Annotated in this window: 19 protein-coding genes, 1 tRNA gene and 1 pseudogene; 4 read left to right on the forward strand and 17 right to left on the reverse strand. The window is 64.0% G+C overall.

The annotated features are described in order from the left end of the window. From BKY26_RS04550 to BKY26_RS04575, 6 genes and pseudogenes are all read right to left on the reverse strand, one after another. A pseudogene (locus BKY26_RS04550) lies at positions 1 to 451 on the reverse strand (xylose isomerase); the annotation flags it as partial. Continuing rightward, a complete protein-coding gene (gene xylB, locus BKY26_RS04555) occupies positions 448 to 1,899 on the reverse strand; it encodes a xylulokinase (protein ID WP_071689221.1) in 1,452 nt (483 codons plus the stop codon). The pseudogene BKY26_RS04550 and the gene xylB, both read right to left, overlap by 4 nt. 234 nt (positions 1,900 to 2,133) lie before the next feature. Then, positions 2,134 to 3,534 carry a TRAP transporter large permease gene (locus tag BKY26_RS04560; RefSeq protein WP_071689222.1) on the reverse strand — a complete coding sequence of 467 codons (1,401 nt, stop codon included), beginning with the start codon at positions 3,532 to 3,534 and terminating at the stop codon, positions 2,134 to 2,136. A 12-nt stretch (positions 3,535 to 3,546) separates the two neighbouring features. Further along, positions 3,547 to 4,179, reverse strand: coding sequence for a TRAP transporter small permease subunit (locus BKY26_RS04565; protein WP_071689223.1), 633 nt, complete (start codon positions 4,177 to 4,179; stop codon positions 3,547 to 3,549). Between the two features lie 81 nt (positions 4,180 to 4,260). Next, positions 4,261 to 5,271 carry a TRAP transporter substrate-binding protein DctP gene (gene dctP, locus BKY26_RS04570; RefSeq protein WP_071689224.1) on the reverse strand — a complete coding sequence of 337 codons (1,011 nt, stop codon included), beginning with the start codon at positions 5,269 to 5,271 and terminating at the stop codon, positions 4,261 to 4,263. Positions 5,272 to 5,391: 120 nt separating this feature from the next. Next, positions 5,392 to 6,531, reverse strand: a complete 1,140-nt coding sequence (locus BKY26_RS04575) for a M20 aminoacylase family protein (RefSeq protein ID WP_071689225.1) — start codon at positions 6,529 to 6,531, stop codon at positions 5,392 to 5,394. A 175-nt stretch (positions 6,532 to 6,706) separates the two neighbouring features. Between BKY26_RS04575 and BKY26_RS04580 the strand changes: the two genes are divergently transcribed. Then, on the forward strand, positions 6,707 to 7,498 hold the full coding sequence (locus BKY26_RS04580) for an alpha/beta fold hydrolase (RefSeq protein WP_071689226.1): 792 nt from the start codon (positions 6,707 to 6,709) through the stop codon (positions 7,496 to 7,498). Positions 7,499 to 7,580: 82 nt separating this feature from the next. Here BKY26_RS04580 and BKY26_RS04585 read toward each other — a convergent pair whose 3' ends face one another. The 6 genes from BKY26_RS04585 to BKY26_RS04610 form a co-directional block, all read right to left on the reverse strand. Next, positions 7,581 to 8,924 (reverse strand): sigma-54-dependent transcriptional regulator, encoded by a 1,344-nt coding sequence (locus BKY26_RS04585; RefSeq protein ID WP_071689227.1) that lies wholly within the window; start codon positions 8,922 to 8,924, stop codon positions 7,581 to 7,583. Next, complete coding sequence (locus BKY26_RS04590) at positions 8,921 to 10,645, reverse strand: sensor histidine kinase (RefSeq protein WP_071689228.1); 1,725 nt, start codon at positions 10,643 to 10,645, stop codon at positions 8,921 to 8,923. Before BKY26_RS04590 ends, BKY26_RS04585 begins: the two co-directional genes overlap by 4 nt. A gap of 66 nt (positions 10,646 to 10,711) precedes the next feature. Further along, positions 10,712 to 11,005, reverse strand: a complete 294-nt coding sequence (locus BKY26_RS04595; RefSeq protein WP_071689229.1) for a hypothetical protein — start codon at positions 11,003 to 11,005, stop codon at positions 10,712 to 10,714. Then, positions 10,995 to 12,035: a hypothetical protein gene (locus BKY26_RS04600; RefSeq protein ID WP_071689230.1), complete on the reverse strand. Its 1,041-nt coding sequence runs from the start codon at positions 12,033 to 12,035 to the stop codon at positions 10,995 to 10,997. Before BKY26_RS04600 ends, BKY26_RS04595 begins: the two co-directional genes overlap by 11 nt. After that, entirely contained in the window at positions 12,035 to 12,439 is a 405-nt protein-coding gene (locus BKY26_RS04605) for a DUF4383 domain-containing protein (RefSeq protein WP_071689231.1), read from the reverse strand. Before BKY26_RS04605 ends, BKY26_RS04600 begins: the two co-directional genes overlap by 1 nt. Then, a complete protein-coding gene (locus BKY26_RS04610) occupies positions 12,436 to 13,923 on the reverse strand; it encodes an FAD-binding oxidoreductase (protein WP_071689232.1) in 1,488 nt (495 codons plus the stop codon). Before BKY26_RS04610 ends, BKY26_RS04605 begins: the two co-directional genes overlap by 4 nt. A gap of 221 nt (positions 13,924 to 14,144) precedes the next feature. On the opposite strand from BKY26_RS04610, the gene BKY26_RS04615 reads away from it, so the two are divergent. After that, the gene (locus BKY26_RS04615) at positions 14,145 to 15,017 is read left to right on the forward strand and encodes a MurR/RpiR family transcriptional regulator (protein WP_071689233.1); all 873 of its coding nucleotides are present in this window, start codon (positions 14,145 to 14,147) and stop codon (positions 15,015 to 15,017) included. A 62-nt stretch (positions 15,018 to 15,079) separates the two neighbouring features. On the opposite strand, the gene BKY26_RS04620 is transcribed toward BKY26_RS04615, so the two are convergent. Then, positions 15,080 to 15,156 (reverse strand) — tRNA-Met (locus BKY26_RS04620). Positions 15,157 to 15,294: 138 nt separating this feature from the next. Between BKY26_RS04620 and BKY26_RS04625 the strand changes: the two genes are divergently transcribed. Beyond that, on the forward strand, positions 15,295 to 16,710 hold the full coding sequence (locus BKY26_RS04625) for an FAD-binding oxidoreductase (protein ID WP_071689234.1): 1,416 nt from the start codon (positions 15,295 to 15,297) through the stop codon (positions 16,708 to 16,710). A 187-nt stretch (positions 16,711 to 16,897) separates the two neighbouring features. On the opposite strand, the gene hemC is transcribed toward BKY26_RS04625, so the two are convergent. Beyond that, the gene (hemC, locus tag BKY26_RS04630; protein ID WP_083431317.1) at positions 16,898 to 17,857 is read right to left on the reverse strand and encodes a hydroxymethylbilane synthase; all 960 of its coding nucleotides are present in this window, start codon (positions 17,855 to 17,857) and stop codon (positions 16,898 to 16,900) included. Between the two features lie 100 nt (positions 17,858 to 17,957). Here hemC and hemE point away from each other — a divergent pair, with 100 nt between their 5' ends. After that, positions 17,958 to 18,995, forward strand: coding sequence for a uroporphyrinogen decarboxylase (hemE, locus tag BKY26_RS04635; RefSeq protein ID WP_071689236.1), 1,038 nt, complete (start codon positions 17,958 to 17,960; stop codon positions 18,993 to 18,995). On the opposite strand, the gene BKY26_RS04640 is transcribed toward hemE, so the two are convergent. The 3 genes from BKY26_RS04640 to hemF form a co-directional block, all read right to left on the reverse strand. Beyond that, complete coding sequence (locus BKY26_RS04640; protein WP_131541768.1) at positions 18,992 to 20,128, reverse strand: hypothetical protein; 1,137 nt, start codon at positions 20,126 to 20,128, stop codon at positions 18,992 to 18,994. The genes hemE and BKY26_RS04640 overlap by 4 nt on opposite strands. Before the next feature lie 144 nt (positions 20,129 to 20,272). Next, positions 20,273 to 21,022 carry an SDR family NAD(P)-dependent oxidoreductase gene (locus BKY26_RS04645; protein ID WP_071689244.1) on the reverse strand — a complete coding sequence of 250 codons (750 nt, stop codon included), beginning with the start codon at positions 21,020 to 21,022 and terminating at the stop codon, positions 20,273 to 20,275. Positions 21,023 to 21,024: 2 nt separating this feature from the next. After that, on the reverse strand, positions 21,025 to 21,915 hold the full coding sequence (gene hemF / locus BKY26_RS04650) for an oxygen-dependent coproporphyrinogen oxidase (protein ID WP_083431318.1): 891 nt from the start codon (positions 21,913 to 21,915) through the stop codon (positions 21,025 to 21,027). Positions 21,916 to 22,037 lie beyond the last annotated feature (122 nt).

Below are 22,037 nucleotides of genomic sequence, written 5' to 3' on the forward strand. Positions count from 1 at the left end.
TGAAGCGGCGGTTGGAGAACATGTTGGCCGTACCCCAGAGCAGTTTCACCCCGGTCTGCTCCATCTTTTCAGCGAAGTAATCCGCGATCTGGTTCAGCGTATCGCGGTTCTCGGCAAAGCTTGCGCCATCGGGGCGGATGTCGAAATCGTGGAAGCAGAAATAGGGCACCTTCAGCAGGCTGAACATCTCGAAGGCCACGTCGGCCTTGAGCTTCGACAGTTCCATCGTGTCGCCGGGAAACCACGGGCGTTCAAAGGTCTGCCCGCCGAACGGGTCATTGCCCGGCCAGACGAAATTGTGCCAGTAGCAGGCGGCGAAGCGCAGGTGATCCTCCATTCGCTTGCCCATGACGACCTCATCCGGATCGTAGTGGCGGAAGGCCAGCGGGTTGGCGCTGTCGGCGCCTTCGAACGGGATTTCGGTGATGTCTTTGAAAAAGCCGGTGCTCATGTCATTGCAGCCTTGATAGAGGGGTAAAGGGCGCGGTAGCGGGCGTAGCTTTCGTCATAGGCCGCCTGCAGGTCCGTGCGCGGGTCGATGGTTTCCGCCACATCTGGCGGGGTCATTGTGCCATGCAAATCGGCCCCATCGGCAGCCATGCCAAGCCGCGCCGCGCCAAGCGCCGCGCCGAATTCGCCCTTGGCTGGCAGGCGCAGGGGCAGGCCCAGGATGGTGGCAAGGCTCTCCAGCCAGAAGCGGGACTGGGTGCCGCCGCCGATGGCGAGGACGGAGGACAGATCGGTGCCCGTGGACTTGAGCGCCTCCAGCGAATCCCGGAGCGCGAAGCTGACGCCTTCCATGACCGATTGGGTCAAGTTTTGTTGGTCCGATCCGATGTCCAGCCCGACAAATGCACCGCGGATATCGGCGTCATTATGGGGCGTCCGTTCGCCAGACAGGTAAGGCAGGAACAGCGTGCCTGAGGGACCAGAGATCGTGTCGGGCAGGCGACCGGCCAGCGTGGCGGGGCTGTCGTTCAGCGTCTTGGCCAGCCAGTTCAGACAGTCAGTCGCAGCCAGGATCACCCCCATCTGGTACCAGGTGTCCGGCACCGCGTGGCAAAAGCTGTGAACGGCGGTTTCGGGCGCGGGTGCGAAGCTGTCTTTCGCGGCCAAAAGAACGCCCGAGGTGCCGAGAGAGACGAAGCCGTCACCCTCGCGGAAACAGCCCACGCCACAGGCCGCGACGGCGTTGTCGCCACCACCACCAGCCACGACGACGGGGTGTTCGATGCCCCAGTCAGAGGCCAGATCGGCGCGCAGATTGCCCGACGGCGCGCTGCCTTCCACAAGGCGCGGCATCTGGTCGGCACGCATATGCCCGGCCTCCAGCAAGGCAGGCGACCAGTCGCGTTTTCCGACGTCGAGCCAGCTTGTCCCGGCCGCGTCGGACATGTCGGACACATGTTCACCGGTCAGCCAGAGACGCAGATAATCTTTTGGAAGCAGCACTTTGGCCACTTTCTCGAAGACCTCCGGCTCGTGCTTTTTGACCCACAAAAGCTTGGGCGCAGTGAAGCCGGGGAAGACGATGTTGCCGGACGCTTCCCGAACGCCGGGGGTGGCATCCAGCACCGCCGCCTCAGCGTGCGAGCGGGTATCGTTCCACAGGATGCAGGGGCGCAGCACGTTGTCCGCCGCATCCAGCAGCGTCGCGCCGTGCATCTGACCGGACAGGCCGATGCCGCGCAGGGCGGACAGGGCCTCTGGCACCTCCGCTTTCAGCTTGGCCATGGCGGCGCGGCATCCGTCGACCCAATGGGCCGGGTCCTGTTCGCTGTGGCCGGGCGCAGGATGGCTGACGGGGGCCGCCTGCTCTGCCGAGGCGACAAGTGTGCCATCCGCATCGACGAGCACCGCCCGCAAGCCGGACGTGCCCAGATCCAATCCGAGATACATGGGTCCTCCCATGGCGTCCTCCCCGGTCGCCATATTTATTTTGATTGGTAAATTAATTTCACGGAGCGCGGCGTGAGTCAAGTCCCGCATCTCGCCCCGGCACCGAAAACAGGGGGGGTGCCATGCGTACACCCCCTGTACACCCCCCGTACACCCCTCGTGCATACCAAACACGAAAAACGGCGGCCCGGGATGTCCCAAGCCGCCGCTTTCCACATCTTATACAAGATCAGGCTACATCTGGCTTGGCAGCCACAGAACGATCCACGGGAAGGCCACCAGCAGCGCGATGGTGATCGCGTCGGCGATGAAGAAGGGCGTCACCCCCTTGAACACGTCCTGCACGCTGAGGTCATCGCGCACCCCGGCCACCACGAAACAGTTGAGCCCGATGGGCGGCGTGATCAGGCAGAACTCTGCCATCTTCACCACGAGGATGCCGAACCAGACCGCGCACATGGTGCCGGACATGCCGAAGGTGCTGGCCTCTGCCGTCACGTTCATGCCGCCGTTCAGCGCCATGACCGCCGGGAAGACCACGGGCAGGGTCAGCAGCAGCATCCCGATGGCGTCCATGAACATGCCAAGCACTGCGTAAGCCAGCAGGATACAGATCAGGATCAGCATCGGCGACATCTCCAGTGTCGTCAGCCAGTCGGCAAATGCACCGGGCAGGTCGGCGAAACCCAGGAAGCGGACATAGATCAGCACGCCCCAGATGATCGTAAAGATCATCACCGACAGTTTGGCGGTTTCCAACAGCGCCTCTTTCAGCTGCGGCCAGCGCATGCCGCGATAGAGCGCCATGAGGAAGACGATGAACGCGCCGATTGCGCCGCCTTCTGTGGGCGTGCCCCAGGCGTCGCCGCCGAAGGGGTTGTAGACGAAGAAAATGATGATCACGACCACCGCCACAATGGGAAGCGCCGGTGGCAGGGACGTGAAGCGTTCCTTCCAGGTGAAGCCGGTCACAGGCGGGCCGAAATTCTTCAGCGTCATGGCCATGCCGACGATCAGCAGCGTGTAGACCACCGCAGAAAACACACCGGGGATGAAGCCCGCCAACAGCAAGCGGCCCACATCCTGTTCCACGATGATCGCGTAGATCACGAGGATGGCCGATGGCGGAATCAGCGAGGCCAGCGTACCGGCCGCCGCCACGACGCCCGCCGCGAAGCGCTTGTCATAGCCCACGGCCAGCATTTCCGGAATCGCGATGCGGGCGAAGACGGCGGAGGTGGCGACCGAGGCCCCCGACACGGCGGCAAAGCCTGCGGTGGCGAAGACGGTCGAGACAGCCAAGCCCCCCGGCACCCAGGCGAACCAGCGTTTGGCGGCCTCGAACAGCGCCTTGGTCAGCCCTGCGTGATAGGCGAGGTAGCCGATCAGGATGAAGGTGGGGATGAGGCTGAGCGCCTGACTGGAGATTTTCGAATGGGGCACCTGCCCCGCTGTCTTCACCGCCACGGTCAGTGCCCAGAGGAAATCCTCCGGGTCGTAGCCCCGGCGGCTCCAGAAGATCCAGATCAGGCCGACGAGGCCGGAAAGACCGGCAGCGAAGGCCACGCGCATCCCGAGGATGACAAGCACCAGCATGCCGCCCGAGACGATGAGGCCAATTTGAATGGGTTCCATGATTCTGCCCCCTCAATCGTCGCGGCCGGAAACCTGGGCGGCTTCCATGGCGGCTTGGGTGGCGGCATCGGCATGGAGCGGGACGCCCACGGGTTGCTCTTCGCCCCGGATCAGCGCCCGGCCATAGACGAAAACCTGCAACGCAAGGCGCAGGCAGATCACGAAGAAGGCCACCGGCACAACCAGCTTGGCAGGCCAGAGCGGCAGGCGGATATCCATGGAACTGTCGCGGCTCCACCACGGTTCGTTGAAGTCGAAACTGCGCTGGAAATGCGCCCAGGATCCCCAGACGAGCAGAACCATCAGGATGAGGATCGCCAGCGTGGTGACGAATTCCGCCGCCCACATGGGCCGCCCGCGCAGGTTGCCGACCAGCAGATCCATGCGGATGTGACCGCCTTCGCGCTGCGTATAGGCGATGCCCATGATTGCAATCAGCGGCATGGCCTGCTCGATCCAGTCCACGTAGCCGGGGATCGGCTGAGAAAAGAAGTTGCGCCCGCCGACCGAGATCACGGCGAGGATCATCAGCGAAAAGACCGCAAGGCCACTGACGAGCGCCATTTTGCGCTCCAGCCACAGCAGGGATTGGTCGAGACGGCTGACGAAGCTGTCATCGGACAGCACGAGGGAAGCTCCGGCCATTGATGGCTCTCCTTGAATGGATGTTCCCGAAAGAAAACCCCGCCCGAAGCGTGTCCGGGCGGGGTTGTCAGGCAGCCGGGCTCAGTTGCCCTCGGCGATCAGGCCGGTGACGAAATCGTAGAGCTCCTGCGCGGGCAGGCCGCGGGCAGTGTTCTCTTCGATCCAGGCAGCGGCGGCGGGGGCGGCGGCGGCTTCGCGGAAGGCGGCAAGTTCAGCGTCCCCGAAGGTGATCTGCTCGATCCCGCGTTCGTCCAGCGCCGGGCCCCATGCGGCCATGGTCTGATCGTTGTAGTAGTCCAGATAGTGCTGCATCGCCTCGTCCACGGCACCCATCAGGATCTCGCGTTCAGCATCCGACAGTGCGTCGAGCGCGTCGGTATTCACCACAACCGGGCAGTTCACGGTGCCGGGGTTGAGGTTGGTGGTCCACCACTCACCGGATTCGATGGTGCCGAATGACATATGGGCGTGGGGGGCGAAGCTGACCGCCTGCACGACGCCGCTATCGAGCGCCTGGCGCACTTCGGTCGCGGTCATCGAGGTGGGGACGGCGCCGATGGCGGACATGGCCGCGCCGATCCCGCCGGTTGCACGCACGGCCATCCCGGCGAAGTCTTCGACCGATGACGGCGCGTCGCCCCGACCGACGAAATTGTACTGCGGCAGCGGCGAGGGCATCAGCAGCGTCGCGTTCCAGCGGGCGAGGTCAGCCACCACGGCGGGATGCTGGTAAAGTGCCATCGACACCTCGGCCTCCTGCTCCAGCGAGCTCATGCCGAGGAAGGGCAGTTCCAGCACCGTGATCGAGGGGTTCTTGTCGGCGTGGTAGCCGGCGCAGAACTGGGCCATTTCGAAGGCACCGATGGAGATACCATCGAGGTTCTCGCGGTTGCCCGACAGGCCGCCATAAGAAATGTTCATGGTGAATTCGCCGCCCGAACGTTCAGCGACCAGTTCCGCCAGCCGTTCCACATGTTCAGTAAACGCGCGGCGCGCGCCCCAGACAGAGACGTTCCATTCGGTGGCAAGTGCCTCGGCTGCGAAGCCAACGGTCACGGCGGCCACTGCGGTGGCCGTGAGTGTCTTTTTCATGATGTCCTCCCAATTGATCACACGTTGCGTGGATGAGGGGAGTATGGGGGACCGCCCGCGCGCCTGGCTATGAAGGAAACCGCGCGCATGGGCGGCCCCGGTCTGCGGAATTCCGCAGGGTCAGGTTTCGGGCAGTCGGGCGCGGGCGATAGCAGCGTGGACCTGCGCCCCATGTATCAGCGCCGCATCGTTGAAGTCGTAATCCGGCGCGTGCAGGGGGGCGCTGCTTTCGCCATTGCCAATGAAGGCGAAGCAGCCGGGGACATGGGTGAGGAAGCGGGCGAAATCCTCTGATCCCGTCATGGGGTCGGGGCGGGTCTGGGTCACGGCGGATATGGGCGCGGCGCATTGCATCATGGCGTCAGCAAGCTCCGGGTCATTGATGGTGGGCACGAATTCGCGGTCATATCTGACCTGCGCCTCGACTCCGTATTGCGTGGCGATGCCTGCCACGATCCGGCGCATCTCTTCTTCGATCTTGGCCGAGACCTCGGGGCTGAAGCTGCGGGCATCGCCCAGGATGCGGGCGTGACCGGGCAGCGCGTTTCGGGTGCCGTCGGTGATCAGTTCGGTGACGGATACAACGGCGGTCTGCGTCGGCGCGATGCGGCGCGAGACGATGGTTTGCAGGTCCATCACCAGCGCACAGGCGGGCACCATGACCTCCCGTCCCCAATGGGGGCTGGAGGCGTGGCCGCCCTGTCCTGTCAGCGTGATCTCGAAGATGTCCTCGGCGGACATGATCGGGCCGGGGCGGGTTTCGAAATGCCCAATCGGCAGGCCGGGCATGTTGTGGAGGCCATAGACCTCGTCGAAGGGGAAGCGCTCCATCAACCCATCTGTCAGCATGGCAAGCGCGCCCTGCCCCCACTCCTCTGCCGGTTGGAAGAGGAAGCGGATGGTGCCGTCAAAGCCGCCCTCCTCGGCCAGCATCCGGGCCGCGCCAAGCAGCATCGCCGTGTGTCCGTCATGGCCGCAGGCATGCATGGTGCCGGGGGTTTGCGAGGCATAGTCCGCGCCGGTGGTTTCGGTGATCCTGAGCGCATCCATGTCGGCGCGCAGCGCAATGGCGCGGTTCGATGTGCCCCGTTTCAGGGTGCCGACAACGCCGGTGCCGCCGATGCCTTCCGCGACTTCCAGCCCCAGCCCGCGCAGGGTGTCGGCCACGAAGGCAGCCGTCCGGGTTTCTTCGAACCCGAACTCGGGGTGGCGGTGCAGGTCGTGCCGCCAATGGGTCATTTGCGCGTGCAGATCGGTCATGGGCAGTCTCCTTCTCTTGTGTCCAGAGTAGGGACAAGGCCGGGGCAATGTAAACGCAGGCTGGCATCCTCGGACAAGGGGGAACACGCCGCCCCTGCGCTGCCGGGTCCGCGTGATTTCAAGCTTGGCCAGCCATGTGATAGTCTTGGATGACGGGGGTGGTTCGAGGTCTGGTATGAAGCTGGAAGAGACGGATTTCATGGAAGCGGGTCAGGGCGAAAAGGTCGTCCTTGTCCACTCCAGCGTTGCTGGTGCCAAACAATGGCGGAGCCTGATGGGGTCGCTTGCCGGTGAGTTTCATGTCATCGCAATCAACCTGTTTGGCTATGGCGACACCCCTGCATGGGACGATGATGGCACTCAGCGACTGAAAGATCAGGCCCGATTGATCGAACCCTTTCTGCCGTCAGGGGCTGGCAGGATGTCAATTGTCGGACACTCATTTGGCGGCAGCGTCGCGATGATGGCGGCCGCGATGTTCAGGACACATGTCCGGCGCCTTGTGCTCATCGAGCCCAATCCGTTCTACCTTCTGCACAATTACGGGCGGTCCGAGGCTTATCGGGACGCGGTTGCCCTTAGGGATGTGATCAAGTCCAACGGAAAAGCCGGAACTTGGCAGGCCGCCGCAAAGGTGTTTGCAGAGTATTGGACAGGCCCCGCTAGCTGGGATGCGATGCCGGAGGATCGCAAAGCAAAATTCGCGCTGGCGCTAGGCCCGAACTTTCATGAATGGGACGCGGTGATGAATGAGGTGAGATCACTTGCGGACTGGCGCAGGGACTTGCCCAGAGAGACGACTGTCGTGACAGCACGGGATACCGTCCGGACCATTCGAGAGATCGTCGAGCTGATGCAAGAGCACATTCCAGAGTGGCGTTTCCAGCAGCTTGAATGCGGAGGGCACATGGCGCCGATGACCAGACCGGACCTGATCAATCCGATTGTCCGCAGCGCCTTGGCCTGAGGTCCGAGCCCGGTTTCAACCCGACGCCTGATATGTGCGGGTCGCTGGCCTGAGTGGGCATTTCACCTGCGCCGCCCCTTCCTTACAGCAGCGCATCCTTGTCGAGCCCCAGTTTGACGATCTTTTCATTCAGCGTGCGCCGCCCGATGCCGAGCGCTTCGGCCACCGCGTCCATGCGGCCCTCGTGCGCCTTGATGGCCTTACCGATCAGTTCGCGTTCAAAGACTGCGACCGCTTCGCGCAACGTATCAGGGACATCCTCGGGCGTCTGGTCGGATCGGATCGCCTCGGCCACCGACCCGCGGCCGCGACGGGCGGCCAGAATGCGGCGCTCGGCGGCGTTCCTGAGTTCCCGGACATTGCCGGGCCAGTCATGGGCCAGCAGCGCCGCCATGTCGTCATGGGTCAGGTCGGGTGCGGCCACCTCGTAGATGCGGGCGTATTGGGTCAGGAAATGGGTGAAGAGCAGGCCGATATCGTCGCGGCGCGCGCGGAGCGGTGGCAGGGTCAACACGACGGTGTTGAGACGAAACAGCAGATCCTGACGGAGACGCCCCTCTGTCGCGGCCTTCTCGGCATCCTCGTTCGTGGCGGAGATCACGCGCAGGTCCAGCTTGACGGGCACTGTCGCGCCGATGGGGGTCAGCTCCTTTTCCTCGATCACGCGCAGCAGCTTGGCCTGCACCGGCAGGGGACAGGCGGCGATTTCATCGAGGAAGAGCGTGCCGCCATTGGCCGCCACCAGCCGCCCCGTCGCCTCGCCCTTTACGCCGAACATCTCGGCTTCGAACGTGGCCTCGGCAATGGCCGCACAATTGAGCGCCAGGAACGGCGCGTCGGCGCGCGGGCCAAGATCGTGCAGGGCGCGGGCCACCACCTCTTTCCCGGTGCCGGTTTCGCCCTGCAACAGAACCGGTGCGGGCGTGTCGGCAAGGTCCAGCACATCCTGCCGGACGCGGGTGATATCGCCGGTCCCGCCAAGCAGCACCCGGTCGAGGCCCGAGAGCCGCGCCAGCCTTTGTTTCAGCCGTTCGGTGCCCTTGGCCATGCGGTGCTGGTCTGCGGCATGGCGCAGGATCGACAGCAGACGGCGCGGGTCATAAGGCTTTTCGACGAAGCTATAGGCCCCGTTCTGGATCGCCTGCACCGCCATGGGAATGTCGCCATGGGCCGAGATCAGCACCATGGGCGGCGTCGTTGCGCGGTCGAGGCTGTCCAGCAGGTCCAGCCCCGACATGCCCGGCATACGCACGTCCGACAGGATCACGTCGGGCATCAGTTTGGGCAACAGTTCGGCCACCTGCGTGGCACGCGGCAGCGCCTCGGTGCGCCAGCCCGCGGCCTCCAGCAGATCGACCAGAGAGGCGCGCATGGATTTGTCATCGTCGACGATCAGGACCGACAGCGCGGTGTCTTGGGCGCTCATTCCGCGGCCTCCTTTACGGTGTCGGCCAGCGGGATCTCAACGCGGAAGACCGCGCCGCCGCCATCGCGGTTGCGGGCGGTCATGGCCCCGTGATGTTCCTTCACGATCCCGGCGGAAATGGCGAGGCCAAGCCCCATGCCCTGCCCGGATTCGCGGCTGGTGACGAAGGGTTCCTGAAGCTCCGGCAGGCTGGACTGGCCGAGACCATGGCCCCGGTCCGCCACTTCGAACCAGCCTGTGCCTGCATCCGCCCCAACCCGCACGGTCAGGTCGCGGGGGTGGCTGTCCTCCATCGCGTCCATGGCATTGCGCAGCAGGTTGACCATCACCTGTTCGATGCGCAGCGCGTTGCCCTGCACCATGACGGGGGCGGGTTCAATTTCTTCTACAAGATTGATCTGTAGCGCCTCGACATTCGGCGCAACGAGTTTCAGCGCCTCGCGCATGGCATGGCCCAGATCGACGGGTTTCAGCGCATCCTCGCCGGGATTGGCAAAGAATTTGAGTTGCCGTGTGATGCCTTCCATCCGCTCCACCAGCCCTGTCAGCTGCGGGATCGCCCGCGCGCCGCCGCCCATTTCCGCCGCCGCAAGATGGTTGCGCATGGCGGTGATGGGCTGGCCCAGTTCATGCGTGACCGAGGCTGCGAGCTGCCCAAGCGCGGCCAGTCGGCTGGCGCGGGCCAATTCATCGCGGGTGCGCGACAGGCGGCGTTCGGCGGCGCGGCGGTCCTCGATCTCGACGGCCAGCAGGTCATGGGCGCGGCGCAGTTCGGCCTCTTCCGCCTCCAGCGCCCGCAGCGCCGCCTGGGTCTGCGCGTTCCTGCGCATCAGGAACACCAGCGCCACGCCGCCCGCGATAACGACGGCCAGAACCGTGGCCAGCCAACTGCGCGTCGTCACCGGATCGGTACTGGCGAAATAGTGCAACTGCCAGCCATGGGGCAGATCGTCGGTGGCAAGGTGGATGACCTCCCCCCCTGCAATCACCGCGCTGTCGCCCTGCCCTTCCCGCCAATCGAGCGGGTCGAGCGGCTGGCCGGGGAACTGCCGGGTTTCGGCAATGGCGGCGCGCTGGTCGGCATCGAGCGGAGTCAGGGTGCGGTAGCGCCAATCGGGGTTTGAGGCGAGCAGCACCACCCCGTCAGCATTGGTCAGCAACACCTGTTCGCCGCCCTCGCGCCAGCTGTTTTCCAGCCGCGTCAGGTCGATCTTGATGGCGATGACGCCCAGCGCCTCGCCCAGATCGGACACCACGGAATCCGCGATGAAATAGCCCGGCAGTCCGGTCGTGGCGCCGATGCCGTAGAACCGGCCCTGCCCGCCCTCCAAGGCCTCCTGAAAATAGGGGCGGAAGGAGTAATTTTGACCGACGAAACTGCTGGCGCTGCCCGCGTTTGACGCCGAAATCGTCAGCCCCTCGAAATCCATCAGATAGATGGCGTCGAGGCCGGACTGGCTGGGGAAACTGGCCAGCCGCCCGTCAAGCGGTGCCGTGGGTCCGCCGCTGGCGGTTTCCATGACGAAGGGATCGCGGGCGAGGACAAAGGTCAGGTGAGAAAACCGGTCAAGCTCCGCCACCACGGTAGAGCGGTAGAGCGACAGGCGGCCCTCGGCCCGCGTGACTTCCTCGGACCGGAAATAGCGCGACGACAGCACATAGGCCCCGGACGCGAAGGCCAGGAACAGGATCGAGAACAGGATGGTGCGGGTGACGGTCATGCCCCTCCCCGGCTGGCGTCATCTGGGGACAGGCTTAGCCGATAGGACGGGGAAGTCAAAATGCCTTCAGCGCGGGGCGGGCAAAGGCAGGCAGCCGGGAAGGCCCGCGGGCAGCACCCAGGGCGCACCTGCATCGTAGAGACGGCGGGCCATATCGGGACTGTCGCTGACCAGCGTCACGGTGAGGCCATTTGCGGCCACGACCGACAGATCGGCGGGCAGGCCGGCGATGAACCCCTCGGGCGGGAACATCACCACCGCCCCCGGCGCGGCATCGGAAACGCGCATCACGATGGTGAGCACCAGAAGCCAGCTTGCGACCAGCAGCGGCAGTACCAACAGGAGCCGTCTAATAATCATGGATATGTTCCAGCGTGATCCCGCGCGCCTCCAGCCCGCGCAGGGTACCGGCCAGATCGGTGACGGGGATCAGCAGGAGGTGCCGGTAATCGCCATAGCCCTGCCGGGGGAAGCTGTGCAGCGCCTCTGCCATGGTTGCCTCAGTGGAGGTCACTGTCAGCAGGATGTCGTCATTGCCTGCAATCTCCACGAAATCGACGCCCGCTGCCGCCATTCGTGCCATCAGATGTGTGAGTTCCCGGTAGCGGGGCGTTTCCAGCTCCAGCCCCTCGGGGCGTTCAGTGATGATCTCGACGTCCGGCAAGGGCTCGGGCAGGTCGGTGACGATCATACTGAGCCGCAATTCGTCAAAGCCGGTGCTGGCGACCGCCGCCGCGATGACGCGCGCGTAAGCCGCCTTGGCGCGGAATTCGAGACCAAGCGCCAACGCCCGTTCCCGGTCGCGCAGGCTGCCGCCCGCAGCATCGCGCAGCACCTGAGCGTCACCGGCGAAGTCCCACCGATACCACGGCACCTGTTGCAGGAAGCTGGCATAGCGGCCCGCCTGATCGGCAGAAAGCGCATCCAGCGGCGCTCGATCGGGTCCCCGGAGCCACGTGACAACGCGGCCCACGGTTTCCTCATAGGCCGCTTTCAACAGCAGCTCGGCGGTGAAGCTGACGCCGATCACATGCACCATCTGCCGGGTCGGGCCATCGACCCCGCCATGGGCGGCGGAAGCTTCCGTCAGGGCACAAAGCGACGACCAGTAGCCGGTGATCGCCTGCAGGAAGTTGAAGTCATGCGGATCGCCCGTGCGGATGACCTCGGCGTAATCGTCATAAGCATGGACGATGTGCCATTCCGGGTAGGTCATCAGCGTGCGGGATTCGGTTCGGTGATGTTCGGGCGGCAGGAGTGCCGTGTAGTCAGACGCAACGGCCTGCCCCCGGCACATGGTTTCCACGTAAATGACCGGCGACAGCAGCGCCAGCACCACCACGACCAGCGCGATGATCAGCCGTTTCAGCCAGCGCCACAGAAACCGCATCAGCCGCGCCCCAGCCTCAGCCCTGACCAGAGTGCGAAGCCGCCAAGGGCCAGATGGGGCAGGTTGGCGAGGACGCGGGGCAGCGAGATATTCATGCCGAGGGACTCGTTGGTGAAGATGCCGAGGTCCAGATAGCCCCAGCCGGTGAAGAACCCGAACACCCCGTCGCCCAGATAGGCCGCGCCGAAGAGGATCAGGAAGGTCCGCGCGGCGCGGGACGAGATGAAGGCCGAGGCCAGCGCCCAGAGGGCGGAGACCACATGCAGGGAATCGTCGAAAATATCGAGCGCGAATATCCCGAAGGCGAGCCCGTTTTCATCGGTGAGACCGGGGATGTAGTTCAGCGACGCCGCGATCATCAGGGCGACGAAATAGCCGATACAGATCTTTTGCAGGATGTTCATAGCGCCCCCAGATAGCTGTCCCAAAGATTGTTGCGGAAGATGAGATCCGGGTCGAGGTCCCGCTTCGCGGCTGCGAATTCCGGGGCACGCGGATATGTGGCGACAAGCTGATCCACCGTCGGATGGGGTCGGTAGGGCAGGTAATAGCTCGCGCCGATCTCGATCATCCGGTCAATGAGCTCACGGGTCATGCGGGCCATGTCAGCCTCGGCCCTGTCCGTCATTTCCTGGCTGAAGCTCATGACCGCGGCGATCCGATCCACCGGCGCGTAGGAGAGCCAGCTTTCATCGTCCCGCGAAACATGGCGCAGGGTGACGTTCAGAAACTCCTGATACGAACCGGGAATCACGTCCCGACAGGCGGTCAGGAAATCGTCGAACCGGTCAGGGGCGACGAAGTATTCATGCAGGATATCGGTGCGCGTCGGGTTGCGGTCGCCAAGGGTTTCGACCGGCTCATTCATCAGGCTATTGCGCGTGTAAGGTCCGTTGCCAAGCGCGGGGCCGACCACGGTTTCGGTCCACCAGCGCAGATGCTTCATCGGCTCGCTCCCCAACTGCCAGCGATAGATGTAACTGGCGAGATGCGACATGAGACCGGAGCTTTCGGCGACGGGGAGGTCGGACTGATCCGCATCGGGGCGGAAGGCGATGAGGATCGCTTCCTCGAAAAATCTGGCGCGGGCCACGTTCAGGCGGCCATAGGCCATGGGCACCTCGCCAGACCGAATCGCGGCATCGAAAGCGGCGGGGAAGTCTTGGGCAGGCATGACCTGCGCGGTTGGCAGGAGGCGCTGGTTCGGGACCATCTCGACCTCCATGTCGATGATCGCGCCGGTCAGCCCGTAACCGCCCATGGTCATGCCGAAGAGATCGGCATTCTCGGACCGCGAACAGGTCACCAGATCGCCCGAGGGCAGCACCATGCGGAAGCTGCGGACGGTCGATCCCATCGGGCCCCAGGGCACCGGCCAGCCATGGGCATTGACGCAGAACGTGGCGGCAACGCCGAAATCGTGGTTCGACTGCATGACCTTGGGCGAATACCCGATGGGATCAAGCGCCGCGATGATCTGCGACCAGCGGGCCCCGGCATGGGTGCGATAGGTGCCATTGGCCGTATCGGCCTCCACCATGCCATTGTCGAAGGTGATGGCATGGCCCTCTCGCGGGATGGCCTGCCCGCCCATGGAGTGACGCGCGGCCCCGATATTGACCGGGCGGCCCTCGGCGGCGGCCTCGCGGATCTCGGCCCGGATGGCCGCAATCAGCGCCTCGCCGGGGTCTTGGGACAGGGTGATATGGCGGTAAATCGGCGTCCGGGACAGGCCGCTTGCATCGTTCAGCACGCCCTCCCCCGGCGTAGGGTGAGTCAGCCAGACCCCATCCAGCACTGGCAGATGACTGCCAAAGCGACGCGCGCCGTACCATCCTGCGGCCCCACCTGCGCCAAGCAGCAGGGCCCGTCGTGAAATCGCACCCATGGGTCTCCTCCCTATGATGCCAGTCCACAGCCCTCGGGCTGCGGCGTGACACACACATAGGTATCGCACAACTGCCGCGCGAGTCAGGATAACCTGACCCGCGACCATGTCGGGCGTTTTCCCCGAGGGACGCGAGAAACCCCTTGATCGAGCGCGAACTGCAATGGACATTGCAGGATGTTCCCGGCCATTGCGACGACCGAACGATCAGGAGGATCAGGATGACATCGGATAGGGCACCGGCAGACTACGAAGACCTGATCCGGCTGATCCATGACCGCCATGGGCAGATGAGCAAGACCTATCAGAAGATCTCGCTCTACCTGACGCAGAACCCCAATGACGTGGCGGTGCTGTCGGTCAACGCCATTGCGGAACATTGCGGCATCCACGCCTCCAGCTTCGTGCGCTTTGCGCAGTCGCTCGGCTATTCCGGCTTCAAGGAATTGCAGGCGTTATTCCAGAAACGCCTGTCCACCGCAGCACCGGGATTCGAAGCCCGGGTCAAGGCGCTGGATGCGGAACTGCTGGCCTCCGGGGACGGGTCCGACGCCACCTTCCTGCGCGATCTGGTGGTGCGGGATATCGCCTCGCTTCAGGATCTGGTGACGGCCATCGACCCCGCAGACCTGGCTCGCGCGGCAGAGTTGCTGCACATGGCGGATGTGATCTATCTGGTGGGGCAGCTACGGTCCGCCCCGGTGGTGGAACTGTTGCGCTATATCCTGACCATGCTTGGCAAACGCTGCATCCTGCTGGACAGCGGCGGCGGCCTGGCCACCCATGTCGGGCGCACGATGCGGCAAGGCGACGTTCTGCTGGCCGTGTCATTCCGGTTCTACGCCAACGAGGTGGTGAGCATCGTGGATGAAGCCGCCAGGGCCGAGATTCCGGTTGTCGCCGTTTCGGACAGCACATTGAGCCCGCTGGCCAAATCCGCAAGCGTCCTGTTTCCGGTGCCGGAACACGACTACAGCTTTTCCCGCTCGCTCGCCGCGCCCATGTGCCTGGCGCAGGCCCTGGCTCTGTCGGTCGCGGCACGGGTGCAGACGGATGACACCGATCCACGCATCCCGACGGTCACCGGCCCCTGAACGAGAGCGCAGGACAGGCAGATACTCCGCGCCTGAAGCTTTGATCTGGAGATGGGGGAAGATGGTGGCGGTGCAGGGACTTGAACCCCGGACACGCGGATTATGATTCCGCTGCTCTAACCAACTGAGCTACACCGCCGAACGGGGGGCTAGGTATGACAGCCTCGGGATGGCGTCAAGCCAGAAAATCGCCCATTTCGGGATACGGGGCGGAAACTCCTCTTCCCGTTCATCCACCCCCTTGCACGGGCGACGGAATGGCCGCAACGTCCCGATCATGGAACACGATCACATCCTCGCCCAACTGGAGCAGATCCTCGGCCCCGGCAAGCTGGTCACCGGCACGGATATGGCACGCTGGTCCAGCGACTGGAGCGGCGAGGAAAGCTGGACGCCGCTGGCCGTCGCGCGGCCCGACTGCGCCGAAGAGGTGGCCGCCATCGTGCGGCTTGCAAATGACTTGCGTGTGCCCGTGGTGCCGGTGTCCGGCAATACCGGCATGGCAGGCGGCACCTTCGCCGAGGGTGCGATCATGCTGTCGATGGACAGGATGAACCGCATTCGGGACATTCGCCCCGAAGCCCGGATCGCGGTGGCGGAGGCCGGAGTCATCCTGTCTGACCTGCATGCGGCGGTAGAGGCGCAGGGCCTGATCTTTCCCCTGTTTTTCGGCGCGCGCGGGTCGGCGATGCTGGGGGGCGCGCTGTCCACCAATGCCGGCGGATCGAATGTCCTGCGCTACGGCAATGCCCGCGCGCTTTGCCTGGGCGTCGAAGTGGTGACACCCACGGGCGAGGTGATGGACCTGATGAGCGCGCTTCACAAGGACAACTCCGGCTATGACCTTCGCGATCTGGTGATCGGGGCCGAGGGCACTTTGGGCATCATCACGGCCGCCGTGGTAAAGCTGTTTCCCAAGCCGCGCGCCTATGCGACCGCCATGGTCGCGACGGCCACGATCGACGACGCGATAAGCCTGCTGCATGCGTTGCAGGCCGAGACCGGCGGCGCGGTAGAGGCGTTCGAATACATGCCCGGTGCCTATCTGGACGCATTCAAGACCCGCTATCCTGACGCCCGCCTGCCCTTTGCAGACCGGCACGAGGTCAATGTGCTGGTGGAGGTGGGCGCGGTTTCCGACCGCGATGCCCTGCCGGGAGCCGACGGCGTCGTGCCGATCGCCGCGCATCTGGAGACCGTTCTGGTGGCCGCGATGGAAGCCGGAGGCGTCCTCGATGCGGTTGTGGCCCAGAACGAGGCGCAGCGGGCCGAGATGTGGGCGCGTCGCGAGGCGGCGGCGGAACTGGCGCTGTTGAAGCTGCCCTTCGTCGACAATGACGTGGCCGTGCGGCCCGACCTGATGCAGGAGCTGCTGGAGCGGATCGAACGCCGCGCGCGGGCGTTGGACCCCGGCATGGACTTCCTGAACGTCGCGCATCTGGGCGACGGCAACCTGCATTTCGCAGGCTGGCCCTCATCGCCGGATCAAGCGCTGATGAAGGCCATCTCGCGCGCCGTGGAGGAGGAGGTCATCGCGCTTGGCGGGTCATTCTCGGCCGAACACGGGGTGGGAGTTCTGAAGCGGTCCGCCATGGCGGCGCACAAGGACCCGGTTGCGCTGGCGGTGATGGTCCGGATCAAGGCAGCGCTTGACCCCAATGGCATCCTCAATCCCGGCAAGGTCATTCCCTGAGGCATGAGCTTGGCCGCGCGGTCTGAGGGGCGGGTTTCCCCGGCGTTGCCTCATGCGCCCTGCGTCGCTTCGTTCTGTCCCGATGCGGGACGTAAAACGCTCTTGCAAGAGCGTTTCCGGGGGCTCTGCCCCCGTCGCTTCGCGACCCCCCCGAGGTATTTGGGCCAAGATGAAAGCGAAGGCGGGCTCAAGCGATCCAGTCGAAGAAACCGGGACCGGCCCGGTCGCGCAGGCGGGTAGCCATGTCCTTGCCCGCAGCGGCCCCGTCTTCAACCGGAGCGGTGATGTCATCCGACAGTACCTCCGACCCGTCGGGGCGCAGGATTTCGCCGCGCAGGCGCAGGGTGGAACCGTTCAGCTCTGCGAGGCCGGCAATGGGCGTTTCGCAAGACCCGTCGAGCCCGCCGAGGAAAGCCCGCTCGGCCGCGAGCCGCTGACCGGTTTCGCGATCATGGATCGCGGCAAGCATGTCTGCGGCGCGGCTGTCATCCCCGCGCCGTTCGATCCCGATGGCCCCTTGCGCCACGGCGGGCAGCATATCCTCGACCGCGATCGGAGCCTTGGCGACATCGGCCATACCAAGCCTGCGCAGCCCGGCCATTGCCAGGAAGGTTGCATCGGCCACGCCATCGCCAAGCTTCTTCATCCGGGTTTGCACATTGCCCCGGAACTCCACCACCTTCAGATCGGGGCGGCGCGCGCGCAGCTGTGCCCGGCGGCGCAGCGAGGAGGATCCGACAACGGCACCTTCGGGAAGGTCCGCCAGCCCGGCGCAGTTGAGCGACACGAAGGCATCGCGCACGTCCTCTCGCGGAAGGTAGCAGTCCAGCACCAGCCCCGCCGGTTGCAGCACCGGCATATCCTTCATCGAATGAACCGCGATGTCGATGGCGCCTGCCAGCATCGCCTCTTCGATTTCCTTGGTGAACAGCCCCTTGCCGCCCAGTTCTTTCAGCGGCTTGTCCGCGTCGATGAGCGCCCGGTTGTCGCCGGTCGTCTTGATCACCACGATTTCGAATGCCTCTTGCGGCAGATCGAAGGCAGCGGCCAGACGGTCGCGCGTTTCATGGGCCTGGGCCAGCGCCAGCGGCGAGCCGCGCGTGCCGATCTTGAGGGGTTGGGCGGGGGTGGGCAGCATGTGATTCATGCCCGCCTTCCTAGCCGCAGATTGCCCCCGTGACAACGCGACCTGCTTGACACCTGGGGCCGCGCGTAAAAGGGTGCGCCGACTGTGACGGAGGCCCAAGATGACCAAGACCCTGCTGCGCGCCCTTGCCGGAGAAGTGCTGCCCACGCCCCCCATCTGGATGATGCGGCAGGCGGGCCGCTACCTGCCGGAATACCGCGCCACACGGGCCGAGGCAGGGGATTTCCTGTCGCTGTGCTACAATTCCGATCTCGCCGCCGAGGTTACCCTGCAACCGATCCGGCGCTATGGCTTCGATGCCGCCATCCTTTTTGCGGATATTCTGCTGCTGCCGCAGGCGCTTGGGGCCGATCTGTGGTTCGTCACCGGCGAGGGTCCACGCCTGTCGAAGATTTCCGGGCCAGAGGGGATGCGCGGCCTGAAGGGCAAGGATGATATCCACGATCACCTCGCGCCGGTCTATGAAACCGTCCGCATCCTGTCGCGGGAACTGCCCTCCGAGACGACGCTGATCGGCTTCGCTGGCGCCCCCTGGACCGTGGCCACCTATATGATCGCGGGGCGCGGCACGCCGGATCAGGGCCCGGCCCATGCGCTGCGCGAAGGCGACACCGCCACGTTTGAGGCGCTCATCGACCTGCTGACGGAGTCGACCATCGAGTATCTTTCGATGCAGGTCGAGGCCGGGGCAGAGGTGATCAAGCTCTTCGATTCCTGGGCCGGGTCTCTGAAGGGCGACGCCTTCGCGAAATACGCGCTAACCCCGGCAAAACGGATCATCACCGAACTCAAGGCCCGCCATCCCGGCCTGCCCATCATCGCCTTTCCGCGAGAGGCAGGTGACAACTACATCGGCTTCGCCAAGGCAGTCGGGGCCGATTGCTTGGCCATTGACAACTCGGTGTCAGCGACCTGGGCGGCAGAGAACCTGCAACCCGACAGTTGCATCCAGGGCAACCTAGCGCCCGGCCACATGGTGACGGGCGGTCAGGCGCTGGTCGATGAGACCCGCCATATCGTAGAGGCCTTCCGGGGTGGCCCCCATATCTTCAACCTCGGCCATGGGATCACGCCGGATGCAGATCCCGAGAATGTGCAACTGATGATCGACACGGTGCGTCAAACGCCCAAGCGCTAACTCATTTCTGACGTTGGACCATTGTCGCCGCGGCGGTTTCCCCGCCATATCCCTTGCAACCTGTCGGACAGGAGTCTTTCCGAGAAACCTGCAAGGGTGGCCCAGATCAACAGCTTTGCGAAAGCGGAAGAGAAGAGATTGATCTTGGTGTTGCGTTCAGTGGTACCGGCGTCGCCGCTCGTGTCTGGCACCGGTTCAGGCAGAGTAGGAGATGAGGCCTCGGCAATGGCATCGCCGGCCTGTTCGGAGAGCAATTGATCCTCAGATCCGGATGCGCCTTCGATCTTAGGCTGGCCAGCGCCCTCATCCTCGAGCAGCACTTGATCGGCGCCATCCGGACCCCGCGGTTCCCGGAAAATATCTCGATCTACGAGAAACGGTTCCTCCGCCAATTCCGGAAAGAATTCTCCACCCACGAGGTCGCCCAGAATAAGCAGATAAAAGATAAGTGCGGCCAACGCTCCCACGATGAGGCGGACCCCAAGTGACATAAGAGAAAAATCTATTCTCAAGCTTGAATGGTCGAGTTGGCGAAATGCCCCCTGAAAAGCAATCATGCGCGACAGGTAGGCCCCAAGCATCCCAAACCACATGACCAGCAGGAAGCTATGATGCGCGAAGATATCCAGTTTGTTGGCAAGTGTCAGAACAAGAAACGCCAGCGCAGTCACCAAGACGACAATGACCCCGAACCAATTAAGCGCAAAAGCCGTATTCGTTCTGGTTTCATCCTGCAGCATACGTTGGTAGTGGCGATAGTGCAGGCTGTCCAAAAGCTGATCATAATAGGCCCGCTGCGCCTTTGGATCTTCCTTTGAGGTTTCGAGCTCGACCGCCAGATCTTCAACTTCCGGAACTCCGCAAAGCCGAGCCTGTGCAAGGCTGCTTACGATCTCGGCCTGTATCTGCTCAGGCTCCATATGCTGTACAAGCAGGCGCTTTGCTTTGAATAGATTCTTCCAGCTTCTGACACCGTCCTCGGGATCGGACAAAAGCTTGTTGATTTCTTCGTTCTTAAACGAGCCATCTTCAAGCTTATTGAGCCGCTGATTGAGAACGTCGAGTCCGATCTTGTATGATGACCACATACGAGAGGACGAATTCTGTAAATTTCCGTTGCGATGAAAAAGCATGGATGCTCTCCCGTCAATTCATGAGAATTATCATCTCCGATAACTGACCAGAAAACACATAAATTTGCCCTTCGTCACGTTTTTTATAGATCGGCACTTCGTTCCAGATAGTACCGATACAATTGGGCAGGCAATTTCCGCGTGTCACACCCGGAGCGACGGCAGTCCGATCCCCGTCGACTGGAACCCGCCATCGACGGCAATGACCTGACCGGTCACGTAGCTCGCCTTGGCGGAACACAGGAACACGATGACATTGCCGATCTCCTCCTCGCTGCCATAGCGGTTCAAGGGGATCGCGTCGTGATAGGCGTCGATGATGTCCTGCGTGTGCACCGCCATGGCCAGTTTCGTCGCCACCGGGCCGGGGCAGATGCAGTTCGCGCGCACGCCCCATTCGCCCCACTCCGCCGCCTGCTGCTGTGTCAGGTGCATGACGCCCGCTTTCGACGTGCCATAGGCCACGCGCAAGGTCGAGGCCCTTAGCCCCGAGATCGAGGCGATATTGACGATGCTGCCTTTCGCCTCCTTCAGCGCCGGGGCGCAGGCTTGCGAACACAGGAAGACCCCGTCGAGATTGGTTTCCATCACCCGGCGCCAGCGCTCGAAATCGGTCTCGTCGATGGGGCCGAAATCGGCCACGCCCGCGTTGTTGACCAGCGCGTCGATCCGGCCAAACTTCTCTTGCACCTCTGCCACCATGGCCGTCACCTGATCGGGCTGCGACACGTCACAGACAACCAGCAGGACGTTGTCCAACCCAGACGCGGCCTCCATCAGTGCAGGCACGTCCCGGTCGATCATCGCGACGCGGCGGCCTTCTTCCAGGAACAGCTTCGTGGTGGCGAGGCCGATGCCGCGCGCAGCCCCGGTGACGATGGCGGTTTTCTGCATGATCACACCCATTTGGCCAGCGGCGGCAGGCTCATCAGCACCGCGTTCGCGTCATGCCCGGTGGCCAGCCCGAACTTGGTGCCCCGATCATACACAAGGTTGTATTCCGCATAGAGCCCCCGGTGGATCAGCTGCGTGTCCTTGTCGGCCTCCGACCATGGCGTGTTGCGGCGCTTCTCTGTCACCGGCAGGAAGGCGGGCAGGAAGGCGCGACCGATATCCTGCGTCAGGGCAAAATCCGCTTCCCAGTCGCCGCTGTTGCGGTCGTCCATGAAGATGCCGCCCACGCCCCGCGCCCGGCCCCTGTGCGGGATAAAGAAATACTCGTCCGCCCAGGCCTTGAGCTCGGGGTAGAGCCCCGGCCCATGGGGGTCGAGATGCGCTTTCTGAACGGCGTGAAAATGGGCCGTGTCCTCGTCATATTCGATGCAGGGGTTCAGGTCGGACCCGCCCCCGAACCACCAGGCGTGCGGCGTCCAAAACATGCGTGTGTTCATGTGCACGGCGGGGGTGTGCGGGTTCTGCATATGCGCCACCAGTGAAATGCCCGAGGCCCAGAAGCGCGGATCATCCTCCATCCCCGGCACGCCACGCGCGGCCATGGCCTTCTGCGCCTGCGCGCCCAACTGGCCATAGACCGTGGAGACGTTCACGCCCACCTTCTCGAACACGCGCCCGCCGCGCATGACGCTCATCAACCCGCCACCCGCATCCGATCCATCCTCCGAGGCACGCTTGGTTTCTGTCACCTCGAACCGGCCCGCGGGCTGGCCTGCGAAGGGGCCTTCCGCCTGGCTGTCCTCCAGCGCTTCGAAGGCGGCGACGATCTGGTCGCGCAGCTCTCGGAACCAGGCCGAGGCGCGGGCTTTTCTGGCATCAAACGGGTCGCTCATCGGGGTCTCCTTTCGCGGTCGGCGGGACTGTGCCCAATCGGTCACCGCAGGTCCAGAGTCCACGGCACAGATATTGCGGCCAGATCGTCGCGCGCCCCGACATGTCGATTGCCTCAAAATGA

The sequence above is a fragment of the Nioella sediminis genome (genome assembly GCF_001879695.1).
GTDB lineage: Bacteria > Pseudomonadota > Alphaproteobacteria > Rhodobacterales > Rhodobacteraceae > Nioella > Nioella sediminis.

What these genes read in the sequence shown, in the direction of transcription:
- xylB (WP_071689221.1), bottom strand. Translation starts at nt 1,899, where the DNA reads ATGTATCTCGGATTGGATCTGGGCACGTCCGGCTTGCGGGCGGTGCTC.
- BKY26_RS04560 (WP_071689222.1), bottom strand. Translation starts at nt 3,534, where the DNA reads ATGGAACCCATTCAAATTGGCCTCATCGTCTCGGGCGGCATGCTGGTG.
- BKY26_RS04565 (WP_071689223.1), bottom strand. Translation starts at nt 4,179, where the DNA reads ATGGCCGGAGCTTCCCTCGTGCTGTCCGATGACAGCTTCGTCAGCCGT.
- dctP (WP_071689224.1), bottom strand. Translation starts at nt 5,271, where the DNA reads ATGAAAAAGACACTCACGGCCACCGCAGTGGCCGCCGTGACCGTTGGC.
- BKY26_RS04575 (WP_071689225.1), bottom strand. Translation starts at nt 6,531, where the DNA reads ATGACCGATCTGCACGCGCAAATGACCCATTGGCGGCACGACCTGCAC.
- BKY26_RS04580 (WP_071689226.1), top strand. Translation starts at nt 6,707, where the DNA reads ATGAAGCTGGAAGAGACGGATTTCATGGAAGCGGGTCAGGGCGAAAAG.
- BKY26_RS04585 (WP_071689227.1), bottom strand. Translation starts at nt 8,924, where the DNA reads ATGAGCGCCCAAGACACCGCGCTGTCGGTCCTGATCGTCGACGATGAC.
- BKY26_RS04590 (WP_071689228.1), bottom strand. Translation starts at nt 10,645, where the DNA reads ATGACCGTCACCCGCACCATCCTGTTCTCGATCCTGTTCCTGGCCTTC.
- BKY26_RS04595 (WP_071689229.1), bottom strand. Translation starts at nt 11,005, where the DNA reads ATGATTATTAGACGGCTCCTGTTGGTACTGCCGCTGCTGGTCGCAAGC.
- BKY26_RS04600 (WP_071689230.1), bottom strand. Translation starts at nt 12,035, where the DNA reads ATGCGGTTTCTGTGGCGCTGGCTGAAACGGCTGATCATCGCGCTGGTC.
- BKY26_RS04605 (WP_071689231.1), bottom strand. Translation starts at nt 12,439, where the DNA reads ATGAACATCCTGCAAAAGATCTGTATCGGCTATTTCGTCGCCCTGATG.
- BKY26_RS04610 (WP_071689232.1), bottom strand. Translation starts at nt 13,923, where the DNA reads ATGGGTGCGATTTCACGACGGGCCCTGCTGCTTGGCGCAGGTGGGGCC.
- BKY26_RS04615 (WP_071689233.1), top strand. Translation starts at nt 14,145, where the DNA reads ATGACATCGGATAGGGCACCGGCAGACTACGAAGACCTGATCCGGCTG.
- BKY26_RS04625 (WP_071689234.1), top strand. Translation starts at nt 15,295, where the DNA reads ATGGAACACGATCACATCCTCGCCCAACTGGAGCAGATCCTCGGCCCC.
- hemC (WP_083431317.1), bottom strand. Translation starts at nt 17,857, where the DNA reads ATGAATCACATGCTGCCCACCCCCGCCCAACCCCTCAAGATCGGCACG.
- hemE (WP_071689236.1), top strand. Translation starts at nt 17,958, where the DNA reads ATGACCAAGACCCTGCTGCGCGCCCTTGCCGGAGAAGTGCTGCCCACG.
- BKY26_RS04640 (WP_131541768.1), bottom strand. Translation starts at nt 20,128, where the DNA reads ATGCTTTTTCATCGCAACGGAAATTTACAGAATTCGTCCTCTCGTATG.
- BKY26_RS04645 (WP_071689244.1), bottom strand. Translation starts at nt 21,022, where the DNA reads ATGCAGAAAACCGCCATCGTCACCGGGGCTGCGCGCGGCATCGGCCTC.
- hemF (WP_083431318.1), bottom strand. Translation starts at nt 21,915, where the DNA reads ATGAGCGACCCGTTTGATGCCAGAAAAGCCCGCGCCTCGGCCTGGTTC.